Source organism: Actinocorallia libanotica, from assembly GCF_039525175.1.
In the GTDB taxonomy this organism is placed as follows: domain Bacteria; phylum Actinomycetota; class Actinomycetes; order Streptosporangiales; family Streptosporangiaceae; genus Actinocorallia; species Actinocorallia libanotica.
The window spans coordinates 36178-61936 of the sequence record NZ_BAAAHH010000032.1 but is presented as its reverse complement, the minus strand read 5'-3'; the positions used below and the strand labels follow the sequence as shown (position 1 = coordinate 61936).

28 protein-coding genes are annotated in these 25759 nt (G+C 72.8%); 15 read left to right on the top strand and 13 right to left on the bottom strand.

All coding sequences use genetic code 11. The features are described 5' to 3' along the window. Positions 1 to 5 precede the first annotated feature (5 nt). Together ABD140_RS30420 and ABD140_RS30415 are read left to right on the top strand one after the other, a co-directional pair. Positions 6 to 668 carry a LysE family translocator gene (locus ABD140_RS30420; RefSeq protein ID WP_344244576.1) on the top strand — a complete coding sequence of 221 codons (663 nt, stop codon included), beginning with the start codon at positions 6 to 8 and terminating at the stop codon, positions 666 to 668. 77 nt (positions 669 to 745) lie between these two features. Further along, positions 746 to 1381, top strand: coding sequence for a class I SAM-dependent methyltransferase (locus tag ABD140_RS30415; protein ID WP_344244634.1), 636 nt, complete (start codon positions 746 to 748; stop codon positions 1379 to 1381). Positions 1382 to 1397: 16 nt separating this feature from the next. Here ABD140_RS30415 and ABD140_RS30410 read toward each other — a convergent pair whose 3' ends face one another. Further along, positions 1398 to 2909 (bottom strand): ArnT family glycosyltransferase, encoded by a 1512-nt coding sequence (locus ABD140_RS30410; RefSeq protein ID WP_344244574.1) that lies wholly within the window; start codon positions 2907 to 2909, stop codon positions 1398 to 1400. Between the two features lie 87 nt (positions 2910 to 2996). Beyond that, the gene (locus ABD140_RS30405) at positions 2997 to 3626 is read right to left on the bottom strand and encodes a TetR/AcrR family transcriptional regulator (RefSeq protein ID WP_344244572.1); all 630 of its coding nucleotides are present in this window, start codon (positions 3624 to 3626) and stop codon (positions 2997 to 2999) included. A gap of 142 nt (positions 3627 to 3768) precedes the next feature. Here ABD140_RS30405 and ABD140_RS30400 point away from each other — a divergent pair, with 142 nt between their 5' ends. Continuing rightward, complete coding sequence (locus tag ABD140_RS30400; protein ID WP_344244570.1) at positions 3769 to 4842, top strand: glycoside hydrolase family 113 protein; 1074 nt, start codon at positions 3769 to 3771, stop codon at positions 4840 to 4842. A 221-nt stretch (positions 4843 to 5063) separates the two neighbouring features. Here ABD140_RS30400 and ABD140_RS30395 read toward each other — a convergent pair whose 3' ends face one another. After that, positions 5064 to 5450 carry a winged helix-turn-helix transcriptional regulator gene (locus ABD140_RS30395; protein ID WP_344244568.1) on the bottom strand — a complete coding sequence of 129 codons (387 nt, stop codon included), beginning with the start codon at positions 5448 to 5450 and terminating at the stop codon, positions 5064 to 5066. A 64-nt stretch (positions 5451 to 5514) separates the two neighbouring features. Here ABD140_RS30395 and ABD140_RS30390 point away from each other — a divergent pair, with 64 nt between their 5' ends. Beyond that, the gene (locus ABD140_RS30390; RefSeq protein WP_344244566.1) at positions 5515 to 6147 is read left to right on the top strand and encodes an NADPH-dependent F420 reductase; all 633 of its coding nucleotides are present in this window, start codon (positions 5515 to 5517) and stop codon (positions 6145 to 6147) included. Between the two features lie 63 nt (positions 6148 to 6210). Here the strand turns inward: ABD140_RS30390 and ABD140_RS30385 are convergent, their stop codons facing one another. Then, positions 6211 to 6780: a TetR/AcrR family transcriptional regulator gene (locus tag ABD140_RS30385; protein WP_344244564.1), complete on the bottom strand. Its 570-nt coding sequence runs from the start codon at positions 6778 to 6780 to the stop codon at positions 6211 to 6213. Positions 6781 to 6844: 64 nt separating this feature from the next. Between ABD140_RS30385 and ABD140_RS30380 the strand changes: the two genes are divergently transcribed. After that, a complete protein-coding gene (locus ABD140_RS30380) occupies positions 6845 to 7234 on the top strand; it encodes a nuclear transport factor 2 family protein (protein ID WP_344244561.1) in 390 nt (129 codons plus the stop codon). 87 nt (positions 7235 to 7321) lie between these two features. Here the strand turns inward: ABD140_RS30380 and ABD140_RS30375 are convergent, their stop codons facing one another. Continuing rightward, positions 7322 to 8044, bottom strand: coding sequence for an enoyl-CoA hydratase-related protein (locus tag ABD140_RS30375; RefSeq protein WP_344244559.1), 723 nt, complete (start codon positions 8042 to 8044; stop codon positions 7322 to 7324). Between the two features lie 297 nt (positions 8045 to 8341). Between ABD140_RS30375 and ABD140_RS30370 the strand changes: the two genes are divergently transcribed. Beyond that, positions 8342 to 8761 carry a nuclear transport factor 2 family protein gene (locus ABD140_RS30370; RefSeq protein ID WP_344244557.1) on the top strand — a complete coding sequence of 140 codons (420 nt, stop codon included), beginning with the start codon at positions 8342 to 8344 and terminating at the stop codon, positions 8759 to 8761. Positions 8762 to 8784: 23 nt separating this feature from the next. Here the strand turns inward: ABD140_RS30370 and ABD140_RS30365 are convergent, their stop codons facing one another. Further along, positions 8785 to 9999 carry an acetyl-CoA C-acetyltransferase gene (locus ABD140_RS30365; RefSeq protein WP_344244555.1) on the bottom strand — a complete coding sequence of 405 codons (1215 nt, stop codon included), beginning with the start codon at positions 9997 to 9999 and terminating at the stop codon, positions 8785 to 8787. Between the two features lie 61 nt (positions 10000 to 10060). Continuing rightward, positions 10061 to 10687, bottom strand: coding sequence for a TetR/AcrR family transcriptional regulator (locus ABD140_RS30360; RefSeq protein WP_344244553.1), 627 nt, complete (start codon positions 10685 to 10687; stop codon positions 10061 to 10063). Between the two features lie 93 nt (positions 10688 to 10780). On the opposite strand from ABD140_RS30360, the gene ABD140_RS30355 reads away from it, so the two are divergent. Then, positions 10781 to 11443 (top strand): PaaI family thioesterase, encoded by a 663-nt coding sequence (locus ABD140_RS30355; RefSeq protein ID WP_344244551.1) that lies wholly within the window; start codon positions 10781 to 10783, stop codon positions 11441 to 11443. A gap of 49 nt (positions 11444 to 11492) precedes the next feature. On the opposite strand, the gene ABD140_RS30350 is transcribed toward ABD140_RS30355, so the two are convergent. Continuing rightward, complete coding sequence (locus ABD140_RS30350; protein WP_344244548.1) at positions 11493 to 12209, bottom strand: TetR/AcrR family transcriptional regulator; 717 nt, start codon at positions 12207 to 12209, stop codon at positions 11493 to 11495. A gap of 143 nt (positions 12210 to 12352) precedes the next feature. Further along, positions 12353 to 13504, bottom strand: coding sequence for a CoA transferase (locus ABD140_RS30345; RefSeq protein ID WP_344244546.1), 1152 nt, complete (start codon positions 13502 to 13504; stop codon positions 12353 to 12355). A 428-nt stretch (positions 13505 to 13932) separates the two neighbouring features. Here ABD140_RS30345 and ABD140_RS30340 point away from each other — a divergent pair, with 428 nt between their 5' ends. The 6 genes from ABD140_RS30340 (at position 13933) to ABD140_RS30315 (ending at position 20891) form a co-directional block, all read left to right on the top strand. Then, the gene (locus ABD140_RS30340; protein WP_344244544.1) at positions 13933 to 16413 is read left to right on the top strand and encodes a glutamate--cysteine ligase; all 2481 of its coding nucleotides are present in this window, start codon (positions 13933 to 13935) and stop codon (positions 16411 to 16413) included. 38 nt (positions 16414 to 16451) lie between these two features. After that, positions 16452 to 18224 (top strand): N-acetylglutaminylglutamine amidotransferase, encoded by a 1773-nt coding sequence (locus ABD140_RS30335; RefSeq protein ID WP_344244542.1) that lies wholly within the window; start codon positions 16452 to 16454, stop codon positions 18222 to 18224. Positions 18225 to 18273: 49 nt separating this feature from the next. Further along, complete coding sequence (locus tag ABD140_RS30330) at positions 18274 to 19050, top strand: class II glutamine amidotransferase domain-containing protein (RefSeq protein WP_344244540.1); 777 nt, start codon at positions 18274 to 18276, stop codon at positions 19048 to 19050. Positions 19051 to 19140: 90 nt separating this feature from the next. Then, complete coding sequence (locus ABD140_RS30325) at positions 19141 to 19578, top strand: nitroreductase family deazaflavin-dependent oxidoreductase (protein ID WP_344244538.1); 438 nt, start codon at positions 19141 to 19143, stop codon at positions 19576 to 19578. A gap of 116 nt (positions 19579 to 19694) precedes the next feature. After that, the gene (locus ABD140_RS30320; RefSeq protein WP_344244536.1) at positions 19695 to 20483 is read left to right on the top strand and encodes a thioesterase family protein; all 789 of its coding nucleotides are present in this window, start codon (positions 19695 to 19697) and stop codon (positions 20481 to 20483) included. 24 nt (positions 20484 to 20507) lie between these two features. Further along, positions 20508 to 20891 carry a hypothetical protein gene (locus ABD140_RS30315; protein WP_344244534.1) on the top strand — a complete coding sequence of 128 codons (384 nt, stop codon included), beginning with the start codon at positions 20508 to 20510 and terminating at the stop codon, positions 20889 to 20891. A 13-nt stretch (positions 20892 to 20904) separates the two neighbouring features. Here ABD140_RS30315 and ABD140_RS30310 read toward each other — a convergent pair whose 3' ends face one another. The 3 genes from ABD140_RS30310 to ABD140_RS30300 are packed head-to-tail and all read right to left on the bottom strand — an operon-like array spanning position 20905 to position 22845. Continuing rightward, positions 20905 to 21786, bottom strand: coding sequence for an amidohydrolase family protein (locus ABD140_RS30310; protein WP_344244532.1), 882 nt, complete (start codon positions 21784 to 21786; stop codon positions 20905 to 20907). Between the two features lie 10 nt (positions 21787 to 21796). Then, positions 21797 to 22204 (bottom strand): VOC family protein, encoded by a 408-nt coding sequence (locus tag ABD140_RS30305; protein ID WP_344244530.1) that lies wholly within the window; start codon positions 22202 to 22204, stop codon positions 21797 to 21799. After that, positions 22192 to 22845: a nucleoside/nucleotide kinase family protein gene (locus ABD140_RS30300; protein WP_344244528.1), complete on the bottom strand. Its 654-nt coding sequence runs from the start codon at positions 22843 to 22845 to the stop codon at positions 22192 to 22194. The genes ABD140_RS30305 and ABD140_RS30300 overlap by 13 nt, the downstream gene beginning before the upstream one ends. 81 nt (positions 22846 to 22926) lie before the next feature. Between ABD140_RS30300 and ABD140_RS30295 the strand changes: the two genes are divergently transcribed. Continuing rightward, a complete protein-coding gene (locus tag ABD140_RS30295; protein ID WP_344244526.1) occupies positions 22927 to 24546 on the top strand; it encodes an ABC-F family ATP-binding cassette domain-containing protein in 1620 nt (539 codons plus the stop codon). A gap of 67 nt (positions 24547 to 24613) precedes the next feature. Here the strand turns inward: ABD140_RS30295 and ABD140_RS30290 are convergent, their stop codons facing one another. Next, a complete protein-coding gene (locus tag ABD140_RS30290) occupies positions 24614 to 25276 on the bottom strand; it encodes a DUF998 domain-containing protein (RefSeq protein ID WP_344244524.1) in 663 nt (220 codons plus the stop codon). 135 nt (positions 25277 to 25411) lie between these two features. Here ABD140_RS30290 and ABD140_RS30285 point away from each other — a divergent pair, with 135 nt between their 5' ends. Further along, positions 25412 to 25729: a YciI family protein gene (locus tag ABD140_RS30285; RefSeq protein ID WP_344244521.1), complete on the top strand. Its 318-nt coding sequence runs from the start codon at positions 25412 to 25414 to the stop codon at positions 25727 to 25729. The last annotated feature ends 30 nt before the right edge of the window (positions 25730 to 25759 follow it).

Below are 25759 nucleotides of genomic sequence, written 5' to 3'. Positions count from 1 at the left end.
GGGCCATGGTCGAGAAGACCGCGCTGCTGGGTGTCGTGTCCGTCGCCCTGGGAATGGTCCTGTCCCCGGGACCGAACATGATGTACCTGGTCTCCAGGAGCATCGGCCAGGGGCGGCGGGCCGGAATCGTCTCCCTCGGCGGGGTGGCGGCGGGCTTCCTGGTCTACCTGGTGGGCGCGAACCTCGGCCTGGCCGTACTGTTCGCCGCCGTCCCCGAGCTGCTCACCGCCCTCAGGATCACCGGCGCCCTTTATCTGCTCTGGCTCGCCTGGAATACCGCCAAGCCCGGCGGCGTATCGGTCTTCACCGTCCGGGAAGTGCCGCACGATTCGCCGCGGCGCCTTTTCGTCATGGGCTTGGCGACGAATCTGCTCAATCCGAAGATAGCCATTCTTTATGTGTCGGTCATTCCTCAGTTCATCGACCTCGACAAGGGCGACGTCCTGCTGCAGGGCGCCGTCCTCGGCGGCTCCCAGATCCTGGTGGCCGTGTCGGTGAACCTGTCGATCGTGCTCGCCGCCGGAGCCGTCGCCGGTTTCTTCGAACGGCGCCCCTCCTGGCTGCGGCTCCAACGGATCGCCATGGGAGGCCTCCTGGGCGTCCTCGCCATCACGCTGGCCCTCAGCGGCATCCCCTCGACGGGGGACGGGGGCGCCGCCGGCGGCTGAGACCCGTGTCGCCGCCGGCTTCGCCGGATCCCGCATCGACGATCTAGGGTCGTCGACTGTGATCGAGTCTTCTCTCCCTGGACACCACCCGGGCGGCCTACGATGCCGTCGCCACCCATTACGCCGAGCTGTTCCGCGACTCGGTCGAAGGACGGCCGCTGGACCGGGCGCTGGTCACCGCGTTCGCCGAGTCCGTACGGGCCGCGGGCGGCGGGCCGGTGGCCGACCTCGGATGCGGTCCCGGCGGCGTCACGGCGCGCCTGGCCTCCCTCGGCGTGACCGCCTTCGGCGTCGACGCCTCGCCGGCGATGATCGAGCTGGCCCGCCGGGAGTACCCGGACCTGCGGTTCGACGAGGGTTCGATGTTCGCGCTGGACATCGCGGACGGCGCATTGGGCGGCGTGCTCGCCTGGTACTCCATCATCCACACGCCTCCGGAGGACCTGCCGGCGATCTTCGCGGAGTGCGCACGGGTGCTGGCGCCGGGCGGCCACCTGCTCCTCGGGTTCTTCACGACAGACGGCGACTCGCCGCACCCGGTCGAGCCGTTCGACCACAAGGTCTCCCTCGCCTACCGGCTCTCCATCGACCACGTCGCGAGCCTGGCGGCCGGAGCCGGGCTCGCGGAGACCGCCCGGCTGCGCCGCGAGCCGGGCGAGAACGAGAGGTTCCGGCAAGGCCGCCTCCTCGCCCGCAAGCCGGCAGCGCCGTAGGCGCGCGTTCGCCGCCTCAGCTCAGGTGGGCGAGCCGCGGCCAGAGCACGGGCCAGGGGGCGCGGGGCCCGCGGCAGATCCAGACGGTCTGGTCCTGCTCCTCGTTGTCGAGCCCGACGCCGTTGTCGATGCGGCCCGCGGCGGTGACGTCGGTCCAGAAGCGGGACAGCCCCGCGGCGCTCTGCGCGCCCACGAAGATCACCGGGCCTCCGGTGTCCGGCGGGCGGCCGAAGTCCCGGTAGCCGTTGTGGCCGCTGTGGGCGCGGGGCAGGCCGAGATCGGGGCCGTAGCGGTCGATCGCCCCGGCCTCCCCGTAGTTCGCCGTCACGATGACGGCGCGGGAGCGCTCGTCCTCGGGCAGCGAGCGGTGCACCCGGGCCACCTCGGCGACCAGGCGGGGCCAGCCGACGGTCTCGGCCGCGTCGGCGTTGACGTACGGCTGCGGGGTGCGGGCCAGCAGGTCCACCGGATACACCGGCAGGGCGATCAGCACGGTGACGGCACCGGTGACCGCGTACACCGGGGCCGAGACCGCCCACCCCGCACCGCGCGGCGCGCCCCGCCGCTCGACCTCGACGGCGCCCGCCGCCCACAGCGCCGCCCACAGGCCCGCCAGGTAGTACGGCTTCCCCGCGGTGAGGAGGAAGACGAACGCCAGCAGCAGGGACGCCCAGCCGAGGAAGCGGAAGGGGGCGAGGTCCGGCGAGCGGAACAGCCGCCACAGGCCGTACATCCACAACCAGGACAGCACCGTGCCGGTGAGGACGAGCTGGAACGGCAGGAAGCCGAGCCGGCCGCCGAAGTCGCCCTCGGCGGCGATCCGGTCGGCCATCTCCAGCTGCGGCCACCCGTGCCGCGCCTGCCAGAACAGTCCGGGAAGGGCGGCGAGCACGGCGACGGCGGCTCCGGCGAACGTGGCGGGACGGCGCAGGAATTCCCGGGGCCCGCTGACCAGCAGCCCGGCCACGAGCGCGGCGACCAGGAAGACCACCAGGTATTTGACGTTCAGCGAGAAGGCCGCCACACCTCCCGCGGCGAACGGCTCCCACCGTCCGCGGGTGCGCGCCCACCGGATCGCCAGCCACACCAGCGCGGTGGAGGCGAACACGTCGAAGGTGGCCGTGGACAGCAGATGCCCGGTGGCGACGATGAAGGGGCACACCGCGTATGCCCCGGCGGTGAGCAGCTGGGCGCGCCGCCCGCCTCCCAGCTCCCGGGCGGTCACCGCGGCGAGCACCACCCCCGCCGCCGTCAGCAGCGCGGCCGGCGCCCGCAACGCGATGAGCGACTCCCCGAACACCTCGGTGACCGCCCGCGCGACCAGCGGCACCAGCGGAGGCTGATCGGGATACCCCCAGTCCGGATACCGCCCCGCGACCCGGAAGTACAACTCGTCGCGGTGATACCCGTACCGCCCGGCGAAGGCCAGCAGCACCGCCCCCACCCCGGCGGCCAGCACCAGAACAGGCCGCCACGCGACCGGCGGCACACCGGATTCCCGCCCCCGCGACCCGTCCGGCTCCGACATACGCGCACCCTAAGCGGCCGAACCCCGCCCCGCACGGCCTCTGTCCGCACCCGGCCGGAGAAGCGCCCGCCCCGCCGCGCCGTTCGATCACGGTCCCGAGGCGCGGCCCCGGACGAGGGGAAGGAACACCTCGTCCACGATCTCGGTCAGCGCCGTGTCCGGGACCGGTGGGTTTCCCCGGAGCGCGTACTCGTTGCGCAGCAGCGCGATCGGCAGCGAGGCGACGCGAGGATGGACGGCTTCCGGGGGCGCCTCGCCGCGTGCCACCGCGCGGTCGAGCAGGGTCAGCCAGGCCGCGTCCATGGCGCTGCCGTCGGCCTGTTCGCGGAGCAGTCCGAGCAGCCGCGGATCGTCGCCGACGGCGGCGAGAAGGTCCCTGAGGACGGCGCCCCGCGGGGAGGACCAGGTCGCGTTCGCCTGCCGGAGCAGCGCCAGCGCGTCATCGCGCAGGGAGCCGGTGTCGGGCACCGGGATCTGCGCCTGGGCGAGGTGGCGGTAAGCGGCGGCGCCGAGCGCCGCGCGGTGCGGCCAACGGCGGTAGATCGCGTTCTTGTTGGTGGCGGCGCGCCGGGCGACCCTGTCCATGGTCATCCCCGCATAGCCCGACTCCAGCAGCTCCTCCGCCGCGGCCTGGAGGATCGCCTGCTCCAGCGCCTCGCCCCGCCTGCGCTGGGGAACCCTCTCCCCGTGCCGAAGGCCTTCCCCGGCGGATGCCATGCCGTGCCCCCCGCCTTTCGAAAGCCGCGAACCCCGACCGCGATCAAGGGTACGCCCCGGGCCGCACTCCGCCGATTAGGGTACGTTGAGTACCTTAAATCGGCGGATGATCCGCCTTGCCACGTTCCGCGGAGGGGTACTGATGCGAGCCCACGGTCTCACCTACGACACCGGCTTCACGAGCGCCGGAACCACCACCCACGAGCCCTACGACCCGGACGCGGTACGCCGTGAGATGAGGATCATCCGCGACGAGCTGCACTGCGACGCGGTCCGTGTCACCGGAGGGGTCCAGGACCGCCTTGAGACGGCTGCGCGCCACGCTGCCGCCGCCGGGCTGGAGGTCTGGTACAGCCCGTTCACCAACGGCCTCACCCAGGACGAACTGCTGGCGTTCCTTTCGGACGGTGCCGAACGAGCCGAGCGCCTGCGCGGGGAGGGCGCCGAGGTCGTCTTCCTCACCGGCTCCGAGATCAGCCTCTTCACCCACGGCCTCCTCCCGGGTGACCGCCTCGAAGAACGGCTGGCGGTGCTGGCCGACCCCGAGCGCATGCGCGCCGTGCTCCCGCTGCTGCCCGCCCGCGTCAACGTCTTCCTGGCCCGGGCCGTCCCCGCCGTACGGGCCCGCTTCACCGGCCCGGTCGGCTACGCCTCCCTGCCCTTCGAGGGCGTGGACTGGTCGGTGTTCGACGTGGTCGCCACCGACGCCGGCTACCGCGACGCCACGACCCCGCCCGGCTTCGGTGAGCGCCTGCGAGAGCAGACCTCGCAGGCCAAGCCGTTCGCCGTCACCGAGTTCGGCTGCACCACCCACCGCGGAGCCGCTGCCCTGGGCGGACGCGGCGAGTCCATCATCGAGTGGGACGAACATGCCCGCCCCGCCCGGCTGACCACCCCCGTCGTCCGAGACGAGCAGGAACAGGCCGCCTACATCCGCGAACTCCTCGACGTCTACGACGAAGCGGGCGTGGACACGGCCTTCGTCAACACCTTCGCCCGCCGCGACCTGCCCACCTCCGCCATCCCCGAACGGGACTTCGACACCGCCAGCTTCGGCATCGTCAAGGTCCTGGCGCCCGGCGCCACGGGAACGACATACCCGGGACTGCCCTGGGAACCCAAGGCGGCCTTCCACGCCCTGGCCGACTACGGGCGCGCCAAGGCGGCCGCGGGAGCCCGGGAGGACCAGCGGGCAGGGCGGGTCCGGGGCTCCTGACCTCCTTCCGGTACGGGTTCCACGACGTGGACCGGCGACGGCGTGGCCGGCGCGGTCGAGCTGCTGCGGCGCGGCCTCCGTCCCGGCGGCATGATGCCGGTCGGCCATCCGTACCGGCACCACGACCCGCCGGACCGGGAGACCGTCGAAGCCCGCTACGCCCGGGACAAGGGCGACTTCCTGCTCCTTCCCCAGCTGATCGGGCCGTTCGGCGGGCTGGGCTACGACCTCGTCGAGATGGTGCTCGCGGCGCCGGTCCGGGCGTTTTCCTGGGCCTCGAACAGCTCGTCGCCGTGCTCGGCGATCCAGCGGGCCAGCGCGGTCATGGGGCCGTCCACAAGGCTCCGCCCCAGGCCGGTGAGCCGGTAGTCGACGCGGGGCGGCGCCTGGGCGTACGCGCGGCGCTCCACGAGCCCGTTCGCGGCCAGCCGGCGCAGGGACTCGGTGAGCGCCTTGTCGCTCATCCCCCCGATCGCCGCGCGGAGTTCGTGCCTGCGGTGCTGGCCCCGCTGGAGCGCGGCCAGCACGACCGGATCCCACGTGTGCGCGAACAGTTCCGTCGCGGCCCGCAACCGGCAGTCCGCCACCACCTCATGGCACTCGCTCATGGGCGCCATGGTCGCATCCCGACGCGCACCGATCGGTGCGCGCCGGGATGCCTACCGTGCCCCCATGAACATCGGAATCCTGGGAACCGGAAATCTGGCCGAGGCTCTCGGCACCGCCTGGACCCGCGCCGGGCACGAAGTGACGATCGCGGGACGTTCTCCGGCCAAGGTGGAGGCGCTGGCCGACCGCCTGGGCGCGCGGGCGCACGCCGCCACCCCCCGTGAAGCGGCGACCGGACGGGACGCGGTACTGCTCGCCGTGACCTGGACGGGCGTCGCGGACATGTTGCATGCCGCCGGAGGCCACGACGGCGTGCTCGAAGGCACACCGCTCATCGATCCCACGAACGCCGTGGAGCACGGTGTGGGCGTCCTGCTGACGGGTGCCGAAGCGATGGCCGAGCGCGTCGCCGCACTCGCCCCGGGCGCACGCGTGGTCAAGGCCCTCCACCTCTTCCCCGCCACCCTGTGGACGCGACCCCCGGCCCAGGACGAGGAGCCGGTGACCGTGGTGACGTGCGGCGACGACCCGGCCGCGCTGAAGACGGTCGGCGGCCTCATCCGCGACCTGGGCGCCGTCCCGGCGGCGCTGGGCCCTCTGTCCCGGGCCCGGCAGCTGGAGGAGGCCGCCGGTTTCGTCATCGGCCTGGTCTTCTCCGGCGTCGACCCGCACTCCGCACTCCCGCGCGTCGGCTGACGGTCGACGCCCGGCTCCTTCGTCCCGGTGGGAACGGGAGTGCTTCGGCGCGGGCCTCGCGGCTCATCCCTGCGAGGGCGGAATCAGCGCGTGGCAGGTCGTGGTGATCAGCTCGTCGACGGTCTCGGGGGGCCGCCTTCCGGCGAGCAGGTGGCGCCGGACCGCGGCGTAGGGGACGTCGACGGTGGCGAAGGCCAGCGTTTCCGGGTCGAGGCCGGGATGGCGCGCGGCGAAATCGCTCAGCGCGTCCGTCAGTTCGCGCTCGAGCAGTTCGGCCTCCGGGCCGAGCCGCTCGGGCCAGTCGGCGACGACGTCCTGCCGCCGGTGGAGCAGCAGGAGCCGGGCCCGCGCGGGATGCGACCGGCACCAGCGGGGGGTGTGCAGGGCGGCGGCCAGGGCGTCGTCCGCGGCCAGGGCCTCGACGAACCCCCGCTGGAAGCGCCGGACGCCGTGGATCCAGAGGTCGGCCAGCAGGAGGTCGCGGGAGGCGAAGCGGTGGTAGAGCGATCCGGTCGGGGCGCCGAGCCGGGCCGCGAGGGCGGCCATGGTCACGGCGCCCGGCCCGCTCTCCGCGGTGATCTCCAGAGCCGCGGCCAGGATGTCCTCCCGGGTGAACTTGGCCGGTCGCCCCATCGTCCTTCCGCCTCCCAGTATTAGAATGTGGATTCTAGAATCCTAGTTCACTGAGGAGGCGGGCATGCCCGACGCCGTCGATGAGTTCTACGCCGCCACCCGGCGGGCGGACGCCGCGGGGATCCTGGCCCTGCTCCACCCGGAGTTCGAGGCGCACACCGCCCCCGGCATGCCGTGCGGGGCGGGAGGCGCGTTCCAGGGGCCGGAGGAGACGCTCGCCCGGGTCTGGGGAGCGGTCTTCACCGACTACGACACGGCTCCCTACGCCGAGACGCGGCACCGGACCGAGGACGGGATGATCGTGGTCACCGGGCGGTACCGCGGCACGGCGCGCGCCACCGGGCGCGGCTACGAGGCCGAGTTCGTCCACCTGTGGAGGCTCACCGACGGGCGGATCTCCTGGCTCCACCAGTACACCGACACCGCACGCTGGCGCGAGGCCCTCGCCTCCTGAAGGGAGGCGCCGCAAAGGAACGCGGGGCGCGGACGCGCCCCGCGTTCGGATCGGCCCTTGCGGAGCCGGGCGCGCCCCGCGTTCGGGTCAGCCCTTGAGGAGCTCGGAGAAGGCGGCGTCTTCGCGGGAGCGGGCGGCGAGGACGGCTTCGCGGTGGGCCTCGGTGATGACGCGCTTGGTGGCGAGGAGGGAGGGGAGGGGCTTGGCGGCGAGCTCGCGGGCGAGGTCGAGGGTCTCCTCCAGGACCTTCTCGCGGGAGCAGATGCGCAGGGCCAGGCCCGCTTCGACGGCCTCTTCGGCGGTGAGGGGGTGGCCCCAGAGGAGGACCAGGTTGGCCTTCTGCGGGCCCAGGTAGTGGGGGAGGAGGTAGCTGCTGGCGGCCTCGGGGGCGACGCCCATGGTGGTGAAGGGGGCGCTGAGCTTGGCGCCTTCGGCGATGAGGACGAGGTCGCAGTGGGGGAGGATCGTCAGGCCCAGGCCGATGCCGTGGCCGTTCACCGCGGCCAGGAGGGGCTTGGGGAAGGCGACCACGGCGTCCATGAGGATCTGGAAGCCCTTGCCGGTGTCGGGGGTGGCGTCGCCCGCGGCGACGGCCTGGGCGATGCCGGCCATCTCCTTGAGGTCGGTGCCCGCGGAGAAGATCCGGCCCTCGCCGGTGAGGACGACGACCGAGACGGCGTCGTCGGAGGCCGCGGCGTCGAGGGCGGCGGCGGTGGCGCGGTAGAGCTCCTCGCTGAAGGAGTTGGCGGCCTCGGGGCGGCGGAAGGTCAGGGTGCGGACCTTGTCCGCGTCGTGGATTCCGAGCACCATGTCAAGCTCCCGTCAGGTCGGCGTCGAGGTGGCGACCGGCGCGTCACGGTGATGATCGCCGCCGCCGAAGAGCAATTGTGATCTCTTCGCCCGGTGAAAGTACAGACGGGTGGGATGTTCCCGATGCGCACGCCGCGCGGCGCCGTGCCACCCTTCGGGACCCGCGGCCCGCGCCTCGGGCCCGGGCGGGAGCATGGACGCCGTCGGCGGCCGTCCACCGGGGCGTGCGGCCAGGGTCATATATAAAATCCCTTTGCTGTCGAGCAGGGCGGGCCGAGGCCCGCGGAAAGGTGCGTCATGGGTGCGAGCAGGCCGGGAGAGACCGTGGCCGACGAGCTGGAGATCCGCAACGTCCTCGCCCGCGTCGCGCAGGGCTCCGACACGGGCGACCTGACCGCGTACGGCGAGCTGTTCACCGAGGACGCCCGCTGGGAGATGCCCGGCGTGCCGGTGAAGAGCGGCCGCGCGGAGATCGTCGCCGCCGGTGCCGCCCGCCGCGCCGAGGGCGTCACCGGACCCGGCTCCCACAGCCGCCACCTCATCACCACCGTCGCGGTCGCCGTCACGGGGGACGAGGCGGTCGCGGAGTCCTACTGGCAGTTCTTCACCGGCACCGCGACCACCCCGACCCTGCGCTCCATGGGCGCCTACCGCGACACCTTCCGCCGCACCGCGCACGGCTGGAAGCTCGCCGAACGCCTCATCACCCCGGGCTGACCGAACCGGCCCGCTGCCACGGGTCAGCCCTCCAGGCGTTCGAAGACGGCGGTGAGGCCCTGGCCGCCGCCGATGCACATGGTCTCCAGGGCGTAGCGGTCTTGGCGGCGGTCGAGTTCGCGCAGCAGGGTGGCGAGGATGCGGCCGCCGGTGGCGCCGACGGGGTGGCCGAGGGAGATGCCGGAGCCGTGGACGTTGGTGCGCTGCCAGTCGGTGTGGGTGAAGTTCCATTCGCGGGTGCAGGCCAGGACCTGTGCGGCGAAGGCTTCGTTGAGTTCGATGAGGTCGATGTCGGAGAGCTTCAGCCCGGCCCGCTCCAGGGCGAGGGCGGTGGCGGGGACCGGGCCGATGCCCATCGTTTTGGGCGGTACCCCTGCCACGGCCCAGGACACCAGGCGGGCCAGCGGGCGCAGTCCCAGGCGTTCGGCGTTGTCCCGGTGGGTGATGATGCAGGCCGAGGCCCCGTCGTTCTGTCCGCTGGCGTTGCCGGCCGTCACCGTGGCTTGGGGATCCTGGCGGGCCAGGACGGGTTTGAGCTTGGCGAGGGCTTCCAGGGAGATGTCCGGGCGGGGGTGCTCATCGGTGTCGACCGTCGTTTCGCCTTTGCGGGTCTTCACCGTCACGGGGATGATCTCCTGGGCGAACACTCCGGTGTTCTGGGCGGCCACGGCCCGCTGGTGGGAGCGCAACGCGAGTTCGTCCTGCTCGGCGCGGGAGATGTCGTACTCGGCGCGGAGGTTCTCTGCGGTCTCCAGCATCCCGCCGGGCACGGGATGGAACTTCCCGCCCGCGGTGATGCGTCCTCTCGCGAGGCCGTCGTGCAACTCCAGGGCTGCGCTGCGAACTCCCCAGCGCATGTCGGTGGTGTAGAAGGCTGCTGAGCTCATGCTCTCGGCCCCGCCCGCCACGATCAGCTCGCTGATGCCGGTCTGGATCTGCATGGCGGCGTTGAGGACGGCCTGCAGTCCCGAGCCGCAGCGCCGGTCGATCTGCAGTCCGGTGACCGAGACGTCCAGCCCGGCGTCCAGGGCGGCGATGCGTCCGATGGCGGGTGCGTCGGAGTTGGGGTAGCACTGCCCCAGGAACACCTCGTCGATGTCGGCGGAGGTCAGCCCGGTGCGTTCGAGGAGTCCGCGCAGCACGGTGGCGGCCAGGTCGACGGCGGGGGTGTCCTTGAAGGCCCCGCCGTAGCGGCCCACGGGCGTGCGGACGGGCTCGCAGATGACGGCCTCACGCATGTCGTCTCCTTCTGAAAGGGGGGAGGATGCAACACCAGCATGAAGGTCGCGCCCTCCGGCCTCACGACCCGGTCGTCACGAAGGCCGCGCCGACCGTCTCCAGCAGCGTCGCCAGGGGAAGGGGCCCCGACTCCTCCTCCGCCAGCTCGCTCGCCTGGAAGGCGCTCACCAGACCGGAGAACATCCGCGCCAGCAGCTGCGGGTCGCCGTCCTTGAGGACGCCCTGGCGCTGTCCGCGCCGGAACAGCTCGGCCTGCATCTCCTGCGCCTGCCGGAAGTTGGCGAGGATCGCCCCGTCGGCGGGGGCCCCGGTCGGCGCCGAGGCGATCGAGCCGCTGCGCAGGACGAGCCTCCCGTACCCGGGGTGGGCGCGGAAGAACCCCGCCTGCCACTCGGCGAGCTCCAGCAGCTGCCGCTGGGGCGGGTGGGGAGAGGACAGCACCTCTTTCATGCCGGTCAGGAACACGGTGGCGCGGCGCAGGAAGATCTCCCGGTACAGCTCGTCCTTGCCGCTGAAGAACCCGTAGACCGCACCCACGGAGTACTCGGCGAGTTCCGCTATCTCCCGCAGGGAGGCGTCGTGGAAGCCCTTGCGTGCGAAGACCCCTTCGGCGACGTCCAGGATCTGGTCGCGGCCGAGTTCACGGCGGCGCTCACGGCGCTGCTCCCGCAGGCTTCGCTCGCTCATCGGAGTGCGATCCCCCTTCACGCTGCACGGCACGGAACATCGTATAGTCCGGATCATTCCAGGCAGCCGACCCCGAACCCGCGAAGGAACCCCATGGAAGCCGCAGCGCAGTCCGCTCCCGTCCATCCCGTCCTGGAAGGGCGGCTGGACGCTTCGCTGGAGCTGGCCGACGCCGTCCGCAGGCTGATCGGCCTGACCACGGCGACCCGCGCTTCCCAGGAGGACACCCTGGCCGCGGCCCGGGAGCTGAACGCGGTCGCGGACCGGCTGGAGCGCCACGTCCCCGACCCGCCGCTGCCCAAGACGATCGTGCACCCCGCCGACGGGGGCACCGACCTGGCCGGGCGCATGCCCTTCGACGTGGTGGTCGGTCGGCACAACCCGCTCGCGGTTCCGCTGACGCCGCGCTTCGAGCCGCCCAAGGCCTTCCTGGAGGGGGTCTTCACCCGCCCCTACGAGGGGCCTCCCGGCTGCGTGCACGGCGCGGTGATCGCCTCGTCCTTCGACATCATCCTGGCCGCCGCCAACTTCATCTCCGGGGTCTCCGGCCCCACGGCGCGGCTGGAGATCTTCTACCGGCGGCCGACGCTGCTGGACGTCCCCAGCGTCTTCGAGGGGTGGGTCGAGCAGCAGGAGGACCGTTCCGTGCGCACGGTGGGCCGCCTCCTCCAGAACGGCCGCGTCACCGTGGAGGCCGTCGGCGAGTTCGTCCGCCTCGACCGGGAGCAGATGGAGAGGCTGGCGAGCCGCCGCTGAGGCGGGAGCGGCGCGCCGCCGCCCGGAGCCGCGGAGGCGGCGCGGTGTGTCAGTCCTCCGCGGCCACCGACTCCAGCAGCGCGGAGAGCTCGGTCCAGTCCTCGCCCCGGCGCACCGCGATGCCGGCCAGGACGGTGTGGATCTGCTCGGTGAAGGGCGCCTGCTCGATCAGGCCGGGGCCGGCCGCGAGCCGCTCCAGGTGGGGCAGGCTCCGGTCGCCGAGCGCCAGGACCCGCCGCACCTCCGGCTCGAACGGCCGGTTCCGCTCGCTGAGCCGGGTGATGGCCGCGCCCAGGGCGCACTCGGAGACCAGGTCGTAGGCACGCCGCGCCTCCGTGGGCGAGAAGCCCTGGCGCAGGCACAGTCCGAGCGCGGTGTTCACGGGCTCGGCCATCACCTCGAGGCTGATCGCGCCCTTGACGTACTGGGTGAACAGCCCCGGGTCGCGGACGAACGCCTGACGGATGTAGTGCGCCCACTCGCAGAGCCAGACGGCCCAGTGCTGGCCGCGGTCGACCGGCAGGGTCAGCCGGGTCACCGACTGCTCGGCCGCCAGTTTCAGCAGGTCGTCACGGCCCTGCACGTAGTGGTAGAGGCTGGGCACGCTGACGCCGAGCCGCTCGGCGACCAGCCGCAGGGTCAGATCGCTCAGCGGGATCTCGCTCGCCACCCGGGCGATCGCCGCACGGTCGATCTTGGGCGGGCGGCCGGGCCCGCGGCCGCCGGTGCGGCCCGTGCCCGCCGGAGAGTGCTTGGTATCGCTCACGACGCTCCTGACGGTGCGCGGCGGCCCGTGCCGCCGTGCCTTCTCCAGACAGGATTCCATGTCCCGCGGAGAAGGCACGGCAGGATCCTTCCGGCGGCCGCGGCGATCCCGCCGCGAGGTCCGCGCACGGGCTCCGCCGGGGGTCAGCCGAGGGCGCCGGAGGCGCGGAGGTCCGCGACGGCCGCCTCGCCGAGGCCGAGGTCGTCCAGGACGGCTTCGGTGTCGGCGCCGAGGAGGGGCGCGGTGCGCACGCCGCGGTCGGCGGTCCCGGCGTCGATGGGGGACGCGGGGACGCGGAGGCGGCCCAGGCCGGGCTGGTCGACCTCGTGCAGGAGGGGGTGCTCCTGCTGGAGGAGTTCGCGGAAGGTGCGGTAGGGCGACCACAGGACGGACGTCGCGGCGAGGGCCTCGGACGCCTCGGCCAGGGTGCGGGCGGCGAACCAGGGCTCGAAGAGCGCGGCGAGGGATTCGCGGTGGCGGTAGCGGTCGCCTTCGGCGGTGAAGTCGGCGCGGGTGAGGCGCGCGAGGTCGGCGACGCCGTCGGCGGTGCCGGTGAGGGCGACCAGGTCGGTGAAGTGGCGGTTGGTCAGGGTGACCAGCATGAGGCGGCCGTCCTTGACGGGGAAGTCGCGGGCGAAGCTGCCGTAGAGGTGGTTGCCGATGCGGGGGCGGTCGACGCCGTTCAGTTCGGCCTCGCCGAGGAAGCCGAGGTTGCCGGCGGTGGCCAGCGCGACGTCCGACAGGGGTACGCGGATGCGGCTGCCCTCGCCGGTGCGGGAGCGGTGGCGTTCGGCGGCGAGGATCGCGACGGCGGCGTACAGGCCGCAGGCGATGTCCCAGGCGGGCAGCACGTGGTTGACCGGCCCGTCGGTGCCGGCGGCCCCGGTGACCAGGGGGAAGCCCGTCTCGGCGTTGACGGTGTAGTCGACGGCGGGCCGCCCGTCGGCGCGGCCGGTGATCTGCACGTGGATGAGGCCGGGGACCTGGGCCGCGAGGTCGTCGTAGCGGGGGCGGGGGGCGTTGGTCAGCACGACGCCGGACCAGCGGGCGAGGCGGGCGAGCAGCTCTCTGCCCTCGGGGACGCGCTGGTCGATGGTGACCGAGCGCTTGCCCTTGTTCAGGCCCGCCCAGTAGAGGGACGCCCCGTTCTCCGTCAGCGGCCAGCGCCCGGTGTCGGCGGCGCCGCCGGGCGGGTCGACGCGGATCACCTCGGCGCCGAGCTGCGCCAGGGTCATGCCGCCGAGGGGCGCGGCGACGAAGCTGGAGACCTCCAGCACCCGAAGTCCACTGAGCATGCTCTCTCCTCCCGGACCGGAATAGTCATATATCTTATACAATCCTGCTCTTTCCTGCCGCGGGAGTCGGGCCCATGAGCCTCACCGACCGCGTCTCCCTCGCCCCCGACGAACCAGCCGTCATCGTCCCAGGCCGCCCGTCGCCGGCCCACCGCGGGCGGGAAGTCCGCCGGCTCCGGGGGCCTCGCGCCGTTTCCGACAGGCCGCGGCCCGCCGCCCTATCAATGGCCGGAACGGGCGGAATTGCTGCCGGTTCTTCCTCGAAACATGATGGGGGAAATCATGAAGTCGAAACTCCGTGATGAATGCCACGTTTAGCAAAGGCCTTTTTCGTCCACCCGTCTGAACTCCTGTGATCTCCCTGACCCCCAGGAGTGAAGGTGGTCAATAGGGGCATAGTAGACAGAAATGACTACTGGCTGAGGATCATGTTGGAGAAACTGGAATCCGTGGCGGTCGGTGTGGAAGAGGAATTCCACACCGTTGATCTCGCGACCCGCAAACTGGTGCCGCGGGCAGATCGGCTCCTGCAGAATCTTCCGGACGACAGGTTCTCCGGGGAGCTGCAGCGCTCGGTGGTGGAGACCAACAGCAGGCCGTTCGTCCGGCTGGCCGACGTGCTGGAGGACCTCGCCGCGCTGCGCCGGGCCGTGGCCACCGAGGCCGAGGCCTTCGGGCTGGGCGTCGTGGCCGCCGGCACCGTGCCGATCGTCGACCTGGACGCGCTGAAGGTGACGCCCGACCCGCGCTACGAGAACATGCTGGAGGAGTACCAGCTGCTCGCCCGCGAGCAGCTCATCTGCGGCGCCCAGGTGCACGTGGAGGTGGAGGACCGCGACCTGGCGGTGCAGATCGGGCACCGGGTGTCCCCGTGGATGCCGGTGCTGCTGGCCCTGTCGGCCAGCTCCCCGTTCTGGCTCGGCTCCGACTCCGGGTACGCCAGCTACCGCACGCTGCTGTGGAACCGCTGGCCCACCACCGGGCCCATGCCCGCGGTCTCCTCGGCCGCCGAGTACGAGGGGATGGTCGCCGACCTGATCAGGACCGGGGTGATCACCGACCCCGGGATGGTCTACTACGACGTGCGCCCCTCCGACCACGTGCCCACGGTAGAACTACGCATTCCCGACGCCTGCCCGCGGGTGGAGGACGTGGCCCTGCTGGCGGGGATCTTCCGCGCCCTGGTCGCCACCGAGCTCGACGCGATCGAGCAGGGCCGTCCGCCGGTGCCGACCGCCCGCCCCGAGCTGGTGCGCACCTTCACCTGGCGGGCCGCGCGGGCCGGACTGGAGGGCGAGCTCGTCGACCCGCTGGAGGGCAGGGCCAAGCCCGCCCGCCAGATCGTCCGGGAGACGGTGAACCGGCTGCGCCCGGCGCTGGAGGCCACCGGCGACTGGGACCTCGTCTGCGACCTCACCGACAACGTGCTGCGCCGCGGCACCTCGGCCACCCGGCAGCGCACCGCCTACGCCACCGGCGGTCTGGAGGCCGTCGTCGACCTGCTGGTCTCCGAGACCAAGGCCAACACCGAGTGGTGGCCCGAGGCGCGCTGCGCCGAGATCGTCTCCATGATGGGCGGCGCCTACGACACCTCCGCCGACGAGGCGGTCGTCTTCGACGGCACCGCGCGCGGCCCCTACGGGCTCGTGCTCACCGCCCTCGACCGGCTCGGCGCCCAGGGGCTCGCCGAACGCGACAGGCAGAAGGAGCAGGTCCAGCACGACCTCGGCATGTACTTCGAGGAGGGGCGCCTCTTCCCCGTCGACCTCATCCCGCGCATCGTGGGGAGCGAGGACTGGGAGCTGCTCCAGTCGGGGCTCAGCCAGCGGACGCGCGCCCTGGAGCACTTCCTGCACGACGCCTACGGGCCCGGCCGGATCATCGAGGACGGGGTCGTGCCCAAGGACCTCGTCACCGGCGCCCCCGGCTACCGCGAGGAGGGCAGGTTCGTGCCGCCGGAGGCGATCCGGTGCGCGATCTCCGGCACCGACCTCGTCCGGGACGGCGCGGGCCACTGGTTCGTGCTGGAGGACAACCTGCGCGTGCCGTCCGGGCTCGGCTACGCGATGGCCAACCGGTGGCTGTCGGCGCGGGTCGTGCCCGAACTGGTCCGCGCGGTGGCCACGCCCGCGCCGCGGCGCGCCATGGCCGTGCTGCGCGGCGCGCTCACCCAGGCGTCGCCGGAGCTGGCGCTGATCACGTCCGGGTCGTCCGACCCCGCCTACTACGAGCACCGGCTGCTCGCCAGGGAGCTGGACGTGCCGCTCGTGGAGCCCGGTGACCTGGAGATCCGCGACGGCGAGCTGTTCACCCTGGAGGGCAGGCGCATCCGCGTGCTCTACCGGCGGATCGACGAGGAGGACCTCTGGGCGGCGATGCCGGAGCTGCGCGACCTGCTGGCGGCCGGCTCGGTCGTGCTGGCCAACGCGCCCGGCAACGGCCTGGGCGACGACAAGGCGATCTACGCCTACGTGCCGCGGCTGATCTCCTACTACCTGGGGGAGACGCCGATCCTCGACAACGTGCCGACCTACCTGTGCCGCGAGCCCGCCGACCTGGAGCAGGTGCTGGACCGGCTGGAGGAGCTGGTCGTCAAGCCCGTCGACGGGTACGGCGGCCAGGGCGTGGTGATCGGCCCCGACGCCTCCCCGAAGGAGCTGGAGGCCGTCCGCGCCGAGATCGCCGCCGACCCCGACCGCTGGATCGGCCAGGAGACCGTGGCGGTCTCCACCCACCCGACCTTCACCGGCGGCCGGCTGGAGCCCCGGGTGGTGGACCTGCGGACCTTCGTCTGCCTGGGCGCCGAGCCCGACGTGGTGCCGCTGGCCCTCTCCCGGGTCGCCGCCCACGGCAGCAGGATCGTCAACTCCTCGCGCGGCGGCGGCTCCAAGGACACCTGGCTCCTGTGACCCGATGACCTGAGACCGCTAGAGAAAGGACCTTCTTCATGTGTGGCTTCTGCGGTGAGTTCCGCTTCGACGGGGCTCCCGCCGATGTGACGGCCGTGACCAGGATGAACGCCACCCTGGCGGCCCGCGGGCCCGACGGTCAGGGCGTCTGGTCGTCGGGCGCCCTGGCCCTCGGTCACCGGAGACTGCGGATCATCGACCTCTCCGACCGGGGAGCCCAGCCGATGACCGACCCGGAGCTGGGGCTGACGGCCGTCTTCAACGGCTGCGTCTACAACTACAAGGAGCTGAGGCGCGAGCTGGAGGCCGCCGGATACCGCTTCTTCTCCACCTCCGACACCGAGGTCATCCTCAAGGGCTACCACCACTGGGGCCGCGACTGCGTGAGCCGCTTCAACGGCATGTTCGCCTTCGCCGTGCACGAGCGCGACACCGGCACCCTGGTGCTGGCCCGCGACCGGCTCGGGATCAAGCCCCTCTACCTCAGCGCCGGGCCGGGGCGGCTGCGCTTCGCCTCGACACTGCCGGCGCTGCTGGCCGGGGGAGAGGTGGACACCTCGCTGGACATGGTGGCCCTGCACCACTACATGACCTTCCACTCGGTCGTCCCGGCGCCGCGCACGATCCTCAAGGGCGTCTCCAAGCTGCCCCCGGCGACGGTACGCACCGTCCAGCGCGACGGGAGCTTCGAGGACCACGTCTACTGGGACCCGTCTTTCACCCGGGGCAACGGGCCCGAGGACCCGAGGGAGTGGCCCGCGGCGATCCTGGAGAGCCTGCGGGCGGCCGTGGACGTGCGGATGGTCGCGGACGTGCCGGTGGGCGTGCTGCTCTCCGGCGGGCTCGACTCCAGCCTGATCGTCGGGCTGCTGGCCGAGGCCGGGCAGCAGGGCCTGGAGACCTTCTCCATCGGGTTCCACTCCGCCGGAGGGGAGTCGGGCGACGAGTACGAGTACTCCGACCTGGTGGCCCGGTACTTCGGGACGAAACACCACAAGATCCATGTCGGTGACGACCGGCTGCTGCCCGCCCTGCACGGCGCGGTCGGCGCGATGAGCGAGCCCATGGTCAGCCACGACTGCGTCGCCTTCTACCTGCTCTCCCAGGAGGTGTCCCAGCACGTCAAGGTCGTGCAGTCGGGGCAGGGCGCCGACGAGGTGCTCGGCGGCTACAGCTGGTACCCGCCGCTGGCCGGAGTCCCCCGCGCCGAGGCCGCGGCCGCCTACGCGAAGGTCTTCTTCGACCGGCCGCACGCCGAGCTCGCCGCCCAGCTCGGCCCCGCCTACCTGGACCGCGACCACAGCATGGAGTTCGTCGAGGCCCACTTCGCTCGGCCGGGCGCCGAGCAGGCGCTGGACGCGGCGCTGCGCCTGGACACCACGGTCATGCTGGTCGACGACCCGGTGAAGCGGGTGGACAACATGACGATGGCGTTCGGCCTGGAGGCCCGCACCCCCTTCCTGGACTACCGCCTGGTCGAGCTGGCGGCGGCCTGCCCGCCCGAGCTCAAGATCGCCCAGGGCGGCAAGGGCGTGCTCAAGGACGCGGCGCGGGGAGTGGTGCCCGACGCCGTGATCGACCGCACCAAGGGGTACTTCCCCGTCCCGGCCATCCGCCACCTGTCCGGGCCCTACCTGGAGCTCGTCCAGGAGGCGCTGACGGCGCCGGAGGCCAAGTCGCGCGGGCTCTTCCGCCCGGAGTACACCGAGCGCCTGCTGGCCGACCCCTCCGGCGAGCGCACCACGCTGGGCGCGAGCGCGCTGTGGCAGCTCGCACTCCTGGAGTTCTGGCTGCAGAAACACGGTGTTTAGCTCCTATCCTGAACGAGAAGAAGCGGCGACGGACAGTGAGGGAGGCTCTATGTGCCGACACTTCGCCTGGCTCGGGAGTGACCGTTCGGTCAAGGAGCTGGTCCTCGAACAGCCCTACGGTCTGCCCAAGCAGGCGGCACGGCCGCGCTGGCAGCACATCGACCTGATCAACCAGGACGGCTTCGGCGTCGGCTGGTTCCCCGCCCCCGGAGTGGCCACCCACTACCGCCGGACCGGCCCCATCGAGGCCGACCCCGGCTTCCCGGAGTTCGCCGCCTCCGTCGTCGCCGACTGCGTGATCGGCGCGGCGCGCGGCGCGAGCCCCGGCATGCCCATCGAGGCGGAGGCGACCGCCCCGTTCACCAACGGCTCGGCGCTGATGTCCCTCAATGGGCACCTCAACGTCGGCCTCACCGCGTCCCTGCTGGAGCCGGGCCGCCGGCCCGAGTCCACCTGCGACGCCGCCTACCTGGCGGCGCTGCTGTGGCAGCGCCTGGAGGCCGGGCTGCAGCTCACGGCGGCCGTGCCCGAGCTGGTGCGCGACGTGGCGGTCCTGGACCCGAACGCCTGCCTGAACCTCCTGGCCACCGACGGCATGACCGTGGTCGCCACCACCTGGGGCGAGACCCTGTGCTACCGCCGGGAGGAGGAGGGCTCGCTGCTGGCCAGCGAGCCCCTGGACGACGAGGCGGACTGGGTCAGGGTCCCCGACCGGCACCTGGTCATCGCCGACCCGCTGGGCGTCACCGTGATGCCCCTGCAGATCGACCTCCCGCACCAGGAGACCGGCTCGGAGCAGCCCTCCCAGGTGCCCGACCCGATCTGATCGACCGATCCGCCCGTCCGGGCCGCCACCCCGGCCCGGACGGCTCCGCGGCTCCATGAGATCTTGGAGTGGACACGGAGAGGAGTCGAGATGCCACTCAAAGGTGAGTACGAGCCGAGCCCCGTCGCCCCGGTCGCCGAGCAGGTGGAGCTGTACGAGCGCACCGGCGGCGAGGAGGGCGGCATGATGCAGGGCCTGCCCGTCATCATCCTGACCACCAAGGGCGCGAAGTCCGGCAAGATCCGCAAGACGCCGCTGATGCGGGTCACCGACGGCACCCGCTACGCCGTCGTCGCCTCGCAGGGCGGCGCGCCCAAGCACCCCGTCTGGTACCACAACATCGTCTCCGAGCCCCACGTCGTCCTCCAGGACGGACCCGTGGTCGGCGACTACGTCGCCCGCCGCGTCGAGGGCGACGAGCTCGACCGCTGGTGGGCCCGCGCCGTGGAGGCCTTTCCCCCCTACGCCGACTACCAGAAGAAGACCGACCGCGACATCCCGGTCTTCGTCCTGGAACCCTCGCCCTGAGGCGCCGCCCGCCGATGAGGCGAACGCCTCAGTCGCCACGGCCCGGCGGCGAGAACTCGGCGCCGGGCCCGGTCGTCGGAACAGGTGACGATCTCCGAACGACTGCGAGAAGGACGATGACCTCCACGATCACCCCGCCCCGGGCGCCGACGCCCGGAGCGTTCCTCGACGCCTCCTCGGGCGGCATGGTCGAACCCGGCACGGGACTGCGGGGCTTCGGCGGGCTGACCGACGGGCTCGCGCTCGGCTTCATGGCCGGCGCGATGAACGCCCACCTGCCCGGGAGCCTCCCGCAGAGCGCGACGATCCGGTTCCACCGGCCCCTCACCGGGGCGTTCCGGCTGGAGACCGAGCTGGGCGGCACCGGCCACCCCCTCATCACGGCGACGGCCCGCGCCTTCACCGACCAGGGGATCTGCGCCGACGCGACCGCCGTCTTCGCGACGGAGCACACCGGAGGCCACCGCGTCGCCGCGCCGCCCGCGCCGTCCGTGCCGGGGCCCGAGCGGTGCGAGCGCCACGTCGTCGCGCCGGAGGCCGCGCCGGTCACGGCGCACCTGGACATCCGGCCGGTCGCCTCCGCGCCGGCCCGTCCCGGCGGAGCGCCGGAGCGGACCGCGTGGATCCGGCTCACCGAGGACGACACCCCGCCGGACTTCTTCCGGCTCATGGTCCTCATGGACGTGCCCGCCGCGTTCTGCGCCCCCGCCCCGCACCCGACCCTGCAGTTCACCGCCTACCCGGGCCTGGGCCTGTCCCGCGCCGCCTCCCCGTGGGTGCTGGTGCGCGCGACCGTCCACCGCGCGGACGAGGACGGCCGCACCGACGAGCGCGTCGACGCCTGGGGCCCCGACGGCCTCCACCTCGGCTCCGCCCGCCGCCTGCGCACCGTCCGGGGCGGCTGACGCCCGCGACCGGAAGGAACCGCCATGACCGACGTCTACCCGTTCGAGTTCGCTCCCCGCTACCGGAGCCTGCTGAAGGCCCTGGGAGTCCGGCCGGACAACAGCCGGGTCGTGGTGGGGGACGGCCTCTTCTCGGCCCGCTTCGGCCGGTGGGAGCTGACCACCCCGCTGGCCAACCTCGCTTCGGCCGAGGTCTCCGGCCCCTACAAGGCGGTCAGGGCGATCGGGACGCGGCTCTCCCTGAAGGACTCGGGGCTGACCTTCGGCAGCGCGCTGAACGGCGTGTGCATCACGTTCCGGGAACCCGTCCGCGCCTTCGGGCCGCGTGCGCACGCGGCCCTCACCGTCACCGTCGCCGACCCCGAGGCCCTCGCCGGGCATCTCGCCTCCGTCATCGCGGAGCGCTGAGGCCGCGGCCCCTTCACAGGCCGAAGAGGTCCGCGGCGTTGTCGTGGCAGACGGTGCGCAGCCACTTCTCGCCCAGGTCCAGGCGCTCCAGGCTCTGCAGGGAGTGGAGGTAGGGGTAGGGGATGTTGGGGAAGTCGCTGCCGAAGAGGACGCGGTCCTGGAGGTCGAGCAGCAGCGGCAGGTCGGCGCGGGGGAAGGGCGCCTCCTCCTCGATGAAGTCGGTGAAGACCATCGTGGTGTCGAGGCGGACCTCCGGGTGGCGCAGGGCCATGCGCACGAAGTCGGAGTACTCCGGCGCTCCGCAGTGCGCGATGACGACGCGCAGACCGGGGAAGCGCTCCAGCACCTCGCCGATGGGACCGGGGCCGGTGAACGGGCCCGCCAGGCCGGGGCCGGAGCCGCAGTGCACCACGATCGGCACGGCGGCGTCCCGCAGCGTGCCCCACACGTCGTCGAGCAGGGGATCGCGCGGGTCGTAGGCGCCCACCTGCAGGTGCGACTTGAAGACGCGCGCGCCCGCCTCGACGGCCTGCGCGACGTAGCGGGCGGCGTCCGGTTCGGGGAAGAACGTGGCGGTGTGCAGGCAGTCGGGGGTGCGGGCGGCGAAGTCGGCGCACCAGGCGTTCAGGTTCGCCGCCATGTCCGGCTTGTGCGGGTAGATCATGGAGGTGAAGGCGCGCACCCCGTAGGCCCTGAGCCGCGCCAGCCGCTCGTCCTCCTCGTGCCGGTAGGTGATGGGCCACGTCCTGCCGATGGCCGGGCCGGCCATGTCGAAGTAGGCCCACACCTTGTCCAGCAGCCGCTTCGGCATGAAATGCGTGTGCACGTCGATGAGCCCGGGCAGCCCCAGCCGCCGCCAGAACTCCACGACCGGTGCGGTGTCGGAGAGCGTCATGCGCCGGAGCCTACGCCTCGGGGCCGGCCAGGACCCGGGTGTCCCGGCGGAGGGGGTGGTCGGCGGGGATCTCCACCAGGACGATCCGCACCCCGTCCGGGTCGGCGATCCACATCTCGATCAGCCCCCAGAACTCGAGCTTCGGCTCCCGCAGGACGGTGACGCCCGCGGCGGCGAGCCGCTCGTGCTCGGCGTGGACGTCGCGGACCTGGATCCACAGCTCCAGCGACGGGCCGGGCGGCTCGGCGGAGCCCCCCGAGACCTCCAGGAAGCCGGAGCCGAGGAAGAACACCGTGCCGAGCGCGTCCGGAGGACCGAACTGGCGGTGGACCGCCAGCCCCAGCACGTCCCGGTAGAAGCTCCGGCTGCGTTCGAGGTCCGTCGGGTGCAGCAGGACCCGGCTGCTCAGTACGTCCATGAGTCCGATCCTCCCCCCTCGGTGAGGAGGGCGGGATGGCGGGGGTCGTCCACCTTGACCACGACGTCCGCCGTCCGCAGCGGCGCGGCCTCCTCCTCGTACCGGGCGTAGGCGGGCAGCGTCCAGGCCTCGTCCCCGCCGGTGCGCCGCGCCAGGGCGGCGGGGGAGAGGGCGAGGTGGACGGTCAGGTCGAAGGGGAGCTGCCGGCCGAGGAGCAGCGCCCCGTCCAGCAGGAGGACGCCCCCGTCCGGGACGTCGACGTACCGCGCGCGGGCGGCGCGGTCGCGGTCGCGGTCCCACAGGCGGGGCAGCACCTTGCCGGTGCCGCCGGGATCCAGCGGGGCGAGCGCCTCCCGCAGCAGGCCTCCCGTGTCGAGCCAGTCGTCGTAGAAGACGTCCGGGTCATACCGCCCGAACTCGTAGCGGAGGGAGGCCGGGCGCAGGAAGTCCCACGCGGACACCCGGACGACCTCCCGGCCCCGCGCCCGCACCGGACCGACCAGCGCGTCGGCGAGAGCACCCGGCTCCGCCGCCGGGGCGCCGTCGATCGCGACCCGCAGCCACTGACCGCCGGGAGCCGCCGCGATCCGCTCGCACAGCTCCTCGACCAGTCGCTCCGGTGAGATCGGCCGTCCGCGCATACCGCAGATCCTTTCACGGCGTGTGCTCCCGCCCCGGCGAACGGTTGGCCCGGGGCTCGGGGAGGGCTTTAGGCTTCGGCGATGGGACATGTCGAGGCCGCGCACGTGGAGTACTTCCTACCGGACGGGCGGGCGCTGCTCGGTGACGTCTCGTTCCGGGTCGGGGAGGGCGCGACGGTCGCCCTGGTGGGAGCGAACGGGGCGGGGAAGACGACGCTGCTGCGGCTGGTCGCGGGCGAGCTGAAGCCGCACGGCGGGAAGGTGAACGTCACCGGCGGGCTCGGGGTGATGCCGCAGTTCGTCGGATCCGTCAGGGACGAGCGGACGGTGCGCGACCTGCTGGTCTCCGTCGCGCCGCCGCGGATCAGGGCGGCCGGGCTGGCACTGGACGAGGCCGAGACGGCGATGATGGAGCGGGACGACGAGGCCGCCCAGATGGACTACGCGCAGGCGCTCAGCGACTGGGCGGAGGCCGGCGGCTACGAGGCCGAGACGCTGTGGGACATGTGCACCCTGGCGGCGATGGGGACGCCGTACGAGAGGGCGCAGTGGCGCGCGGTGCGGACCCTGTCCGGCGGCGAGCAGAAGCGCCTGGTGCTGGAGGCGCTGCTCCGCGGCCCCGACGAGGTCCTCCTGCTCGACGAGCCGGACAACTACCTGGACGTTCCCGGTAAGCAGTGGCTCGAACAGCGGTTGAAGGAGACCCGCAAGACCGTCCTGTTCATCTCGCACGACCGGGAGCTCCTCGCCCGGACCGCGGAGAAGATCGTCAGCGTCGAGCCGGGTCCCGCGGGCAGCGACGTGTGGGTGCACGGCGGCGGGTTCGGCACCTACCACGAGGCGCGTGCGCAGAGGTTCGAGCGGTTCGAGGAGCTGCGGCGGCGGTGGGACGAGCAGCACGCGAAGCTGAAGAAGCTCGTGGTCGACATGCGGCAGTACGCCAAGCGCAGCGACGAGATGGCCTCGCGCTACCAGGCGGCGAAGACCAGGCTGCGCCGGTTCGAGGAGGCGGGCCCTCCGCCGGAGCCGCCGCGCAAGCAGGAGATCACCATGCGGCTGCGCGGCGGCCGGACCGGGCTGCGGGCGGTGACCTGCGCGGGCCTGGAGCTGTCGGGCCTGATGCGGCCGTTCGACCTGGAGGTCTTCTACGGGGAGCGGGTGGCGGTCCTGGGCTCCAACGGCTCGGGGAAGTCGCACTTCCTGCGGCTCCTGGCGGGCGAGGACGTCGCCCACACGGGCGCGTGGAAACTCGGCGCCCGCGTCGTCCCCGGCCATTTCGCCCAGACGCACGCCCACGCGGAGCTCCTGGGACGCACCCTCGTGGAGATCCTGTGGGCGGACCACGCCAAGAGCCAGGGCCCCGCGATGAGCGCGCTGCGCCGCTACGAACTGGACAAGCAGGGCGACCAGCGCTTCGAGACCCTCTCCGGCGGCCAGCAGGCCCGCTTCCAGATCCTGCTGCTGGAGATCGGCGGCGCCACCGCCCTCCTGCTGGACGAGCCGACCGACAACCTCGACCTGGAGTCGGCCGAAGCCCTGCAGGAAGGCCTGGAGGCCTACGAGGGCACGGTCCTGGCGGTGACGCACGACCGCTGGTTCGCCCGCTCCTTCGACCGCTACCTCGTCTTCGGCTCCGACGGCGTCGTCCGCGAGACGCCCGAGCCGGTCTGGGACGAACGCCGGGTGGCCCGCGACCGCTGAGGAGAAGGCTCCCGAAGGGGCGAAGCCCGGCCGTCGTCGGACGGTCGGGCTTCGCCCCTTCGGCGGGTCAGAGGGCCGTGGCGCGGAGGCGGGCGGCGACGGCGGAGATCCAGAGCATGCCGGTGATGACGCCGACGGCGAGGGCGAGGGAGGCGGCGGGGGAGCCGCTCATCGCCCACAGGTTGCCCAGGGCGACGGCGGTGCCCGCGAAGCGGGAGAGGACGGCGCGGGTGCGGTCGCCGGCGCGGGCGAAGCGGCGGGCGAGGACGAAGCAGGCGGCGGCGAGGGCGATGAAGGCGATGGAGCCGGAGGCCAGGTGCAGGAGGGCGTGCCAGCTCATCGTGGTCGGTGCTCCGGCGGGGGTGCCGACGGGGAAGCCGTCCGCGGGGTCCATGACGAAGACGCCCGCCGCGACCATGCCCAGGCCGTAGGCGGCGACCAATCGAGGTGCCCAGGTGCCGCCGGGAGCACCGTGCAGGGCGCGGCGCAGGCCGATCGCTCCGGCGGCCGTCAGGAGGCCGCAGACCAGGAAGTTGGCGATCTGGAGCCAGCCGAGGGAGCCGGTGCTCAGCACGCTCAGCGGGTGCCGGGTCAGGTCGTAGCCGTCGCGGGTGAACGCCTGGGCGAGCGAGACCGCCGCCCACAGCGGGGAGGCGGCCGCGACGAGCGCGAGCAGCGTCCGGGTGCGGGCCGGTGCGGGGGCGGCGTGCTGGAGGGTGATGGTCGTCATGGTCTCTCCCGGTGCGTTCGGCTGTTCTCGTCCGGGACGTCGTACCGGCGATGTGACAGGGAACGCGTTCCCTGTCACATCCTCCCGATCGACGGAGGTGCGTAAGGCGAACGAGAGAACGAAGAAGGAGCGGGCATGCGTTACCTGATGACCACCAAGGGCGGCGCCGAGGCGGACGAGAAGCTGTACGCCGAGATGGGCGCCTTCGTCGAGGAGATGACCAAGGCCGGCGTGCTGCTGGCGACCGGCGGACTGGAGCCGCGCGGCCTGCTCGTCACCTCCGCCGGCGGGGAGATCACCGTGACGGACGGCCCGTTCCTGGAGGCCAAGGACGTGGTCGGCGGGTTCGCGCTGGTGGAGGTGCGCTCCAAGGAGGAGGCGGTCGAGGTGGCGCGGCGCTTCCGGAAGATCGTCGGCGACGGCGAGAGCCAGATCTGGCAGGTCTTCGCCTGACCGTCCCGGCACCGCCCCGGTTGCGGCCGC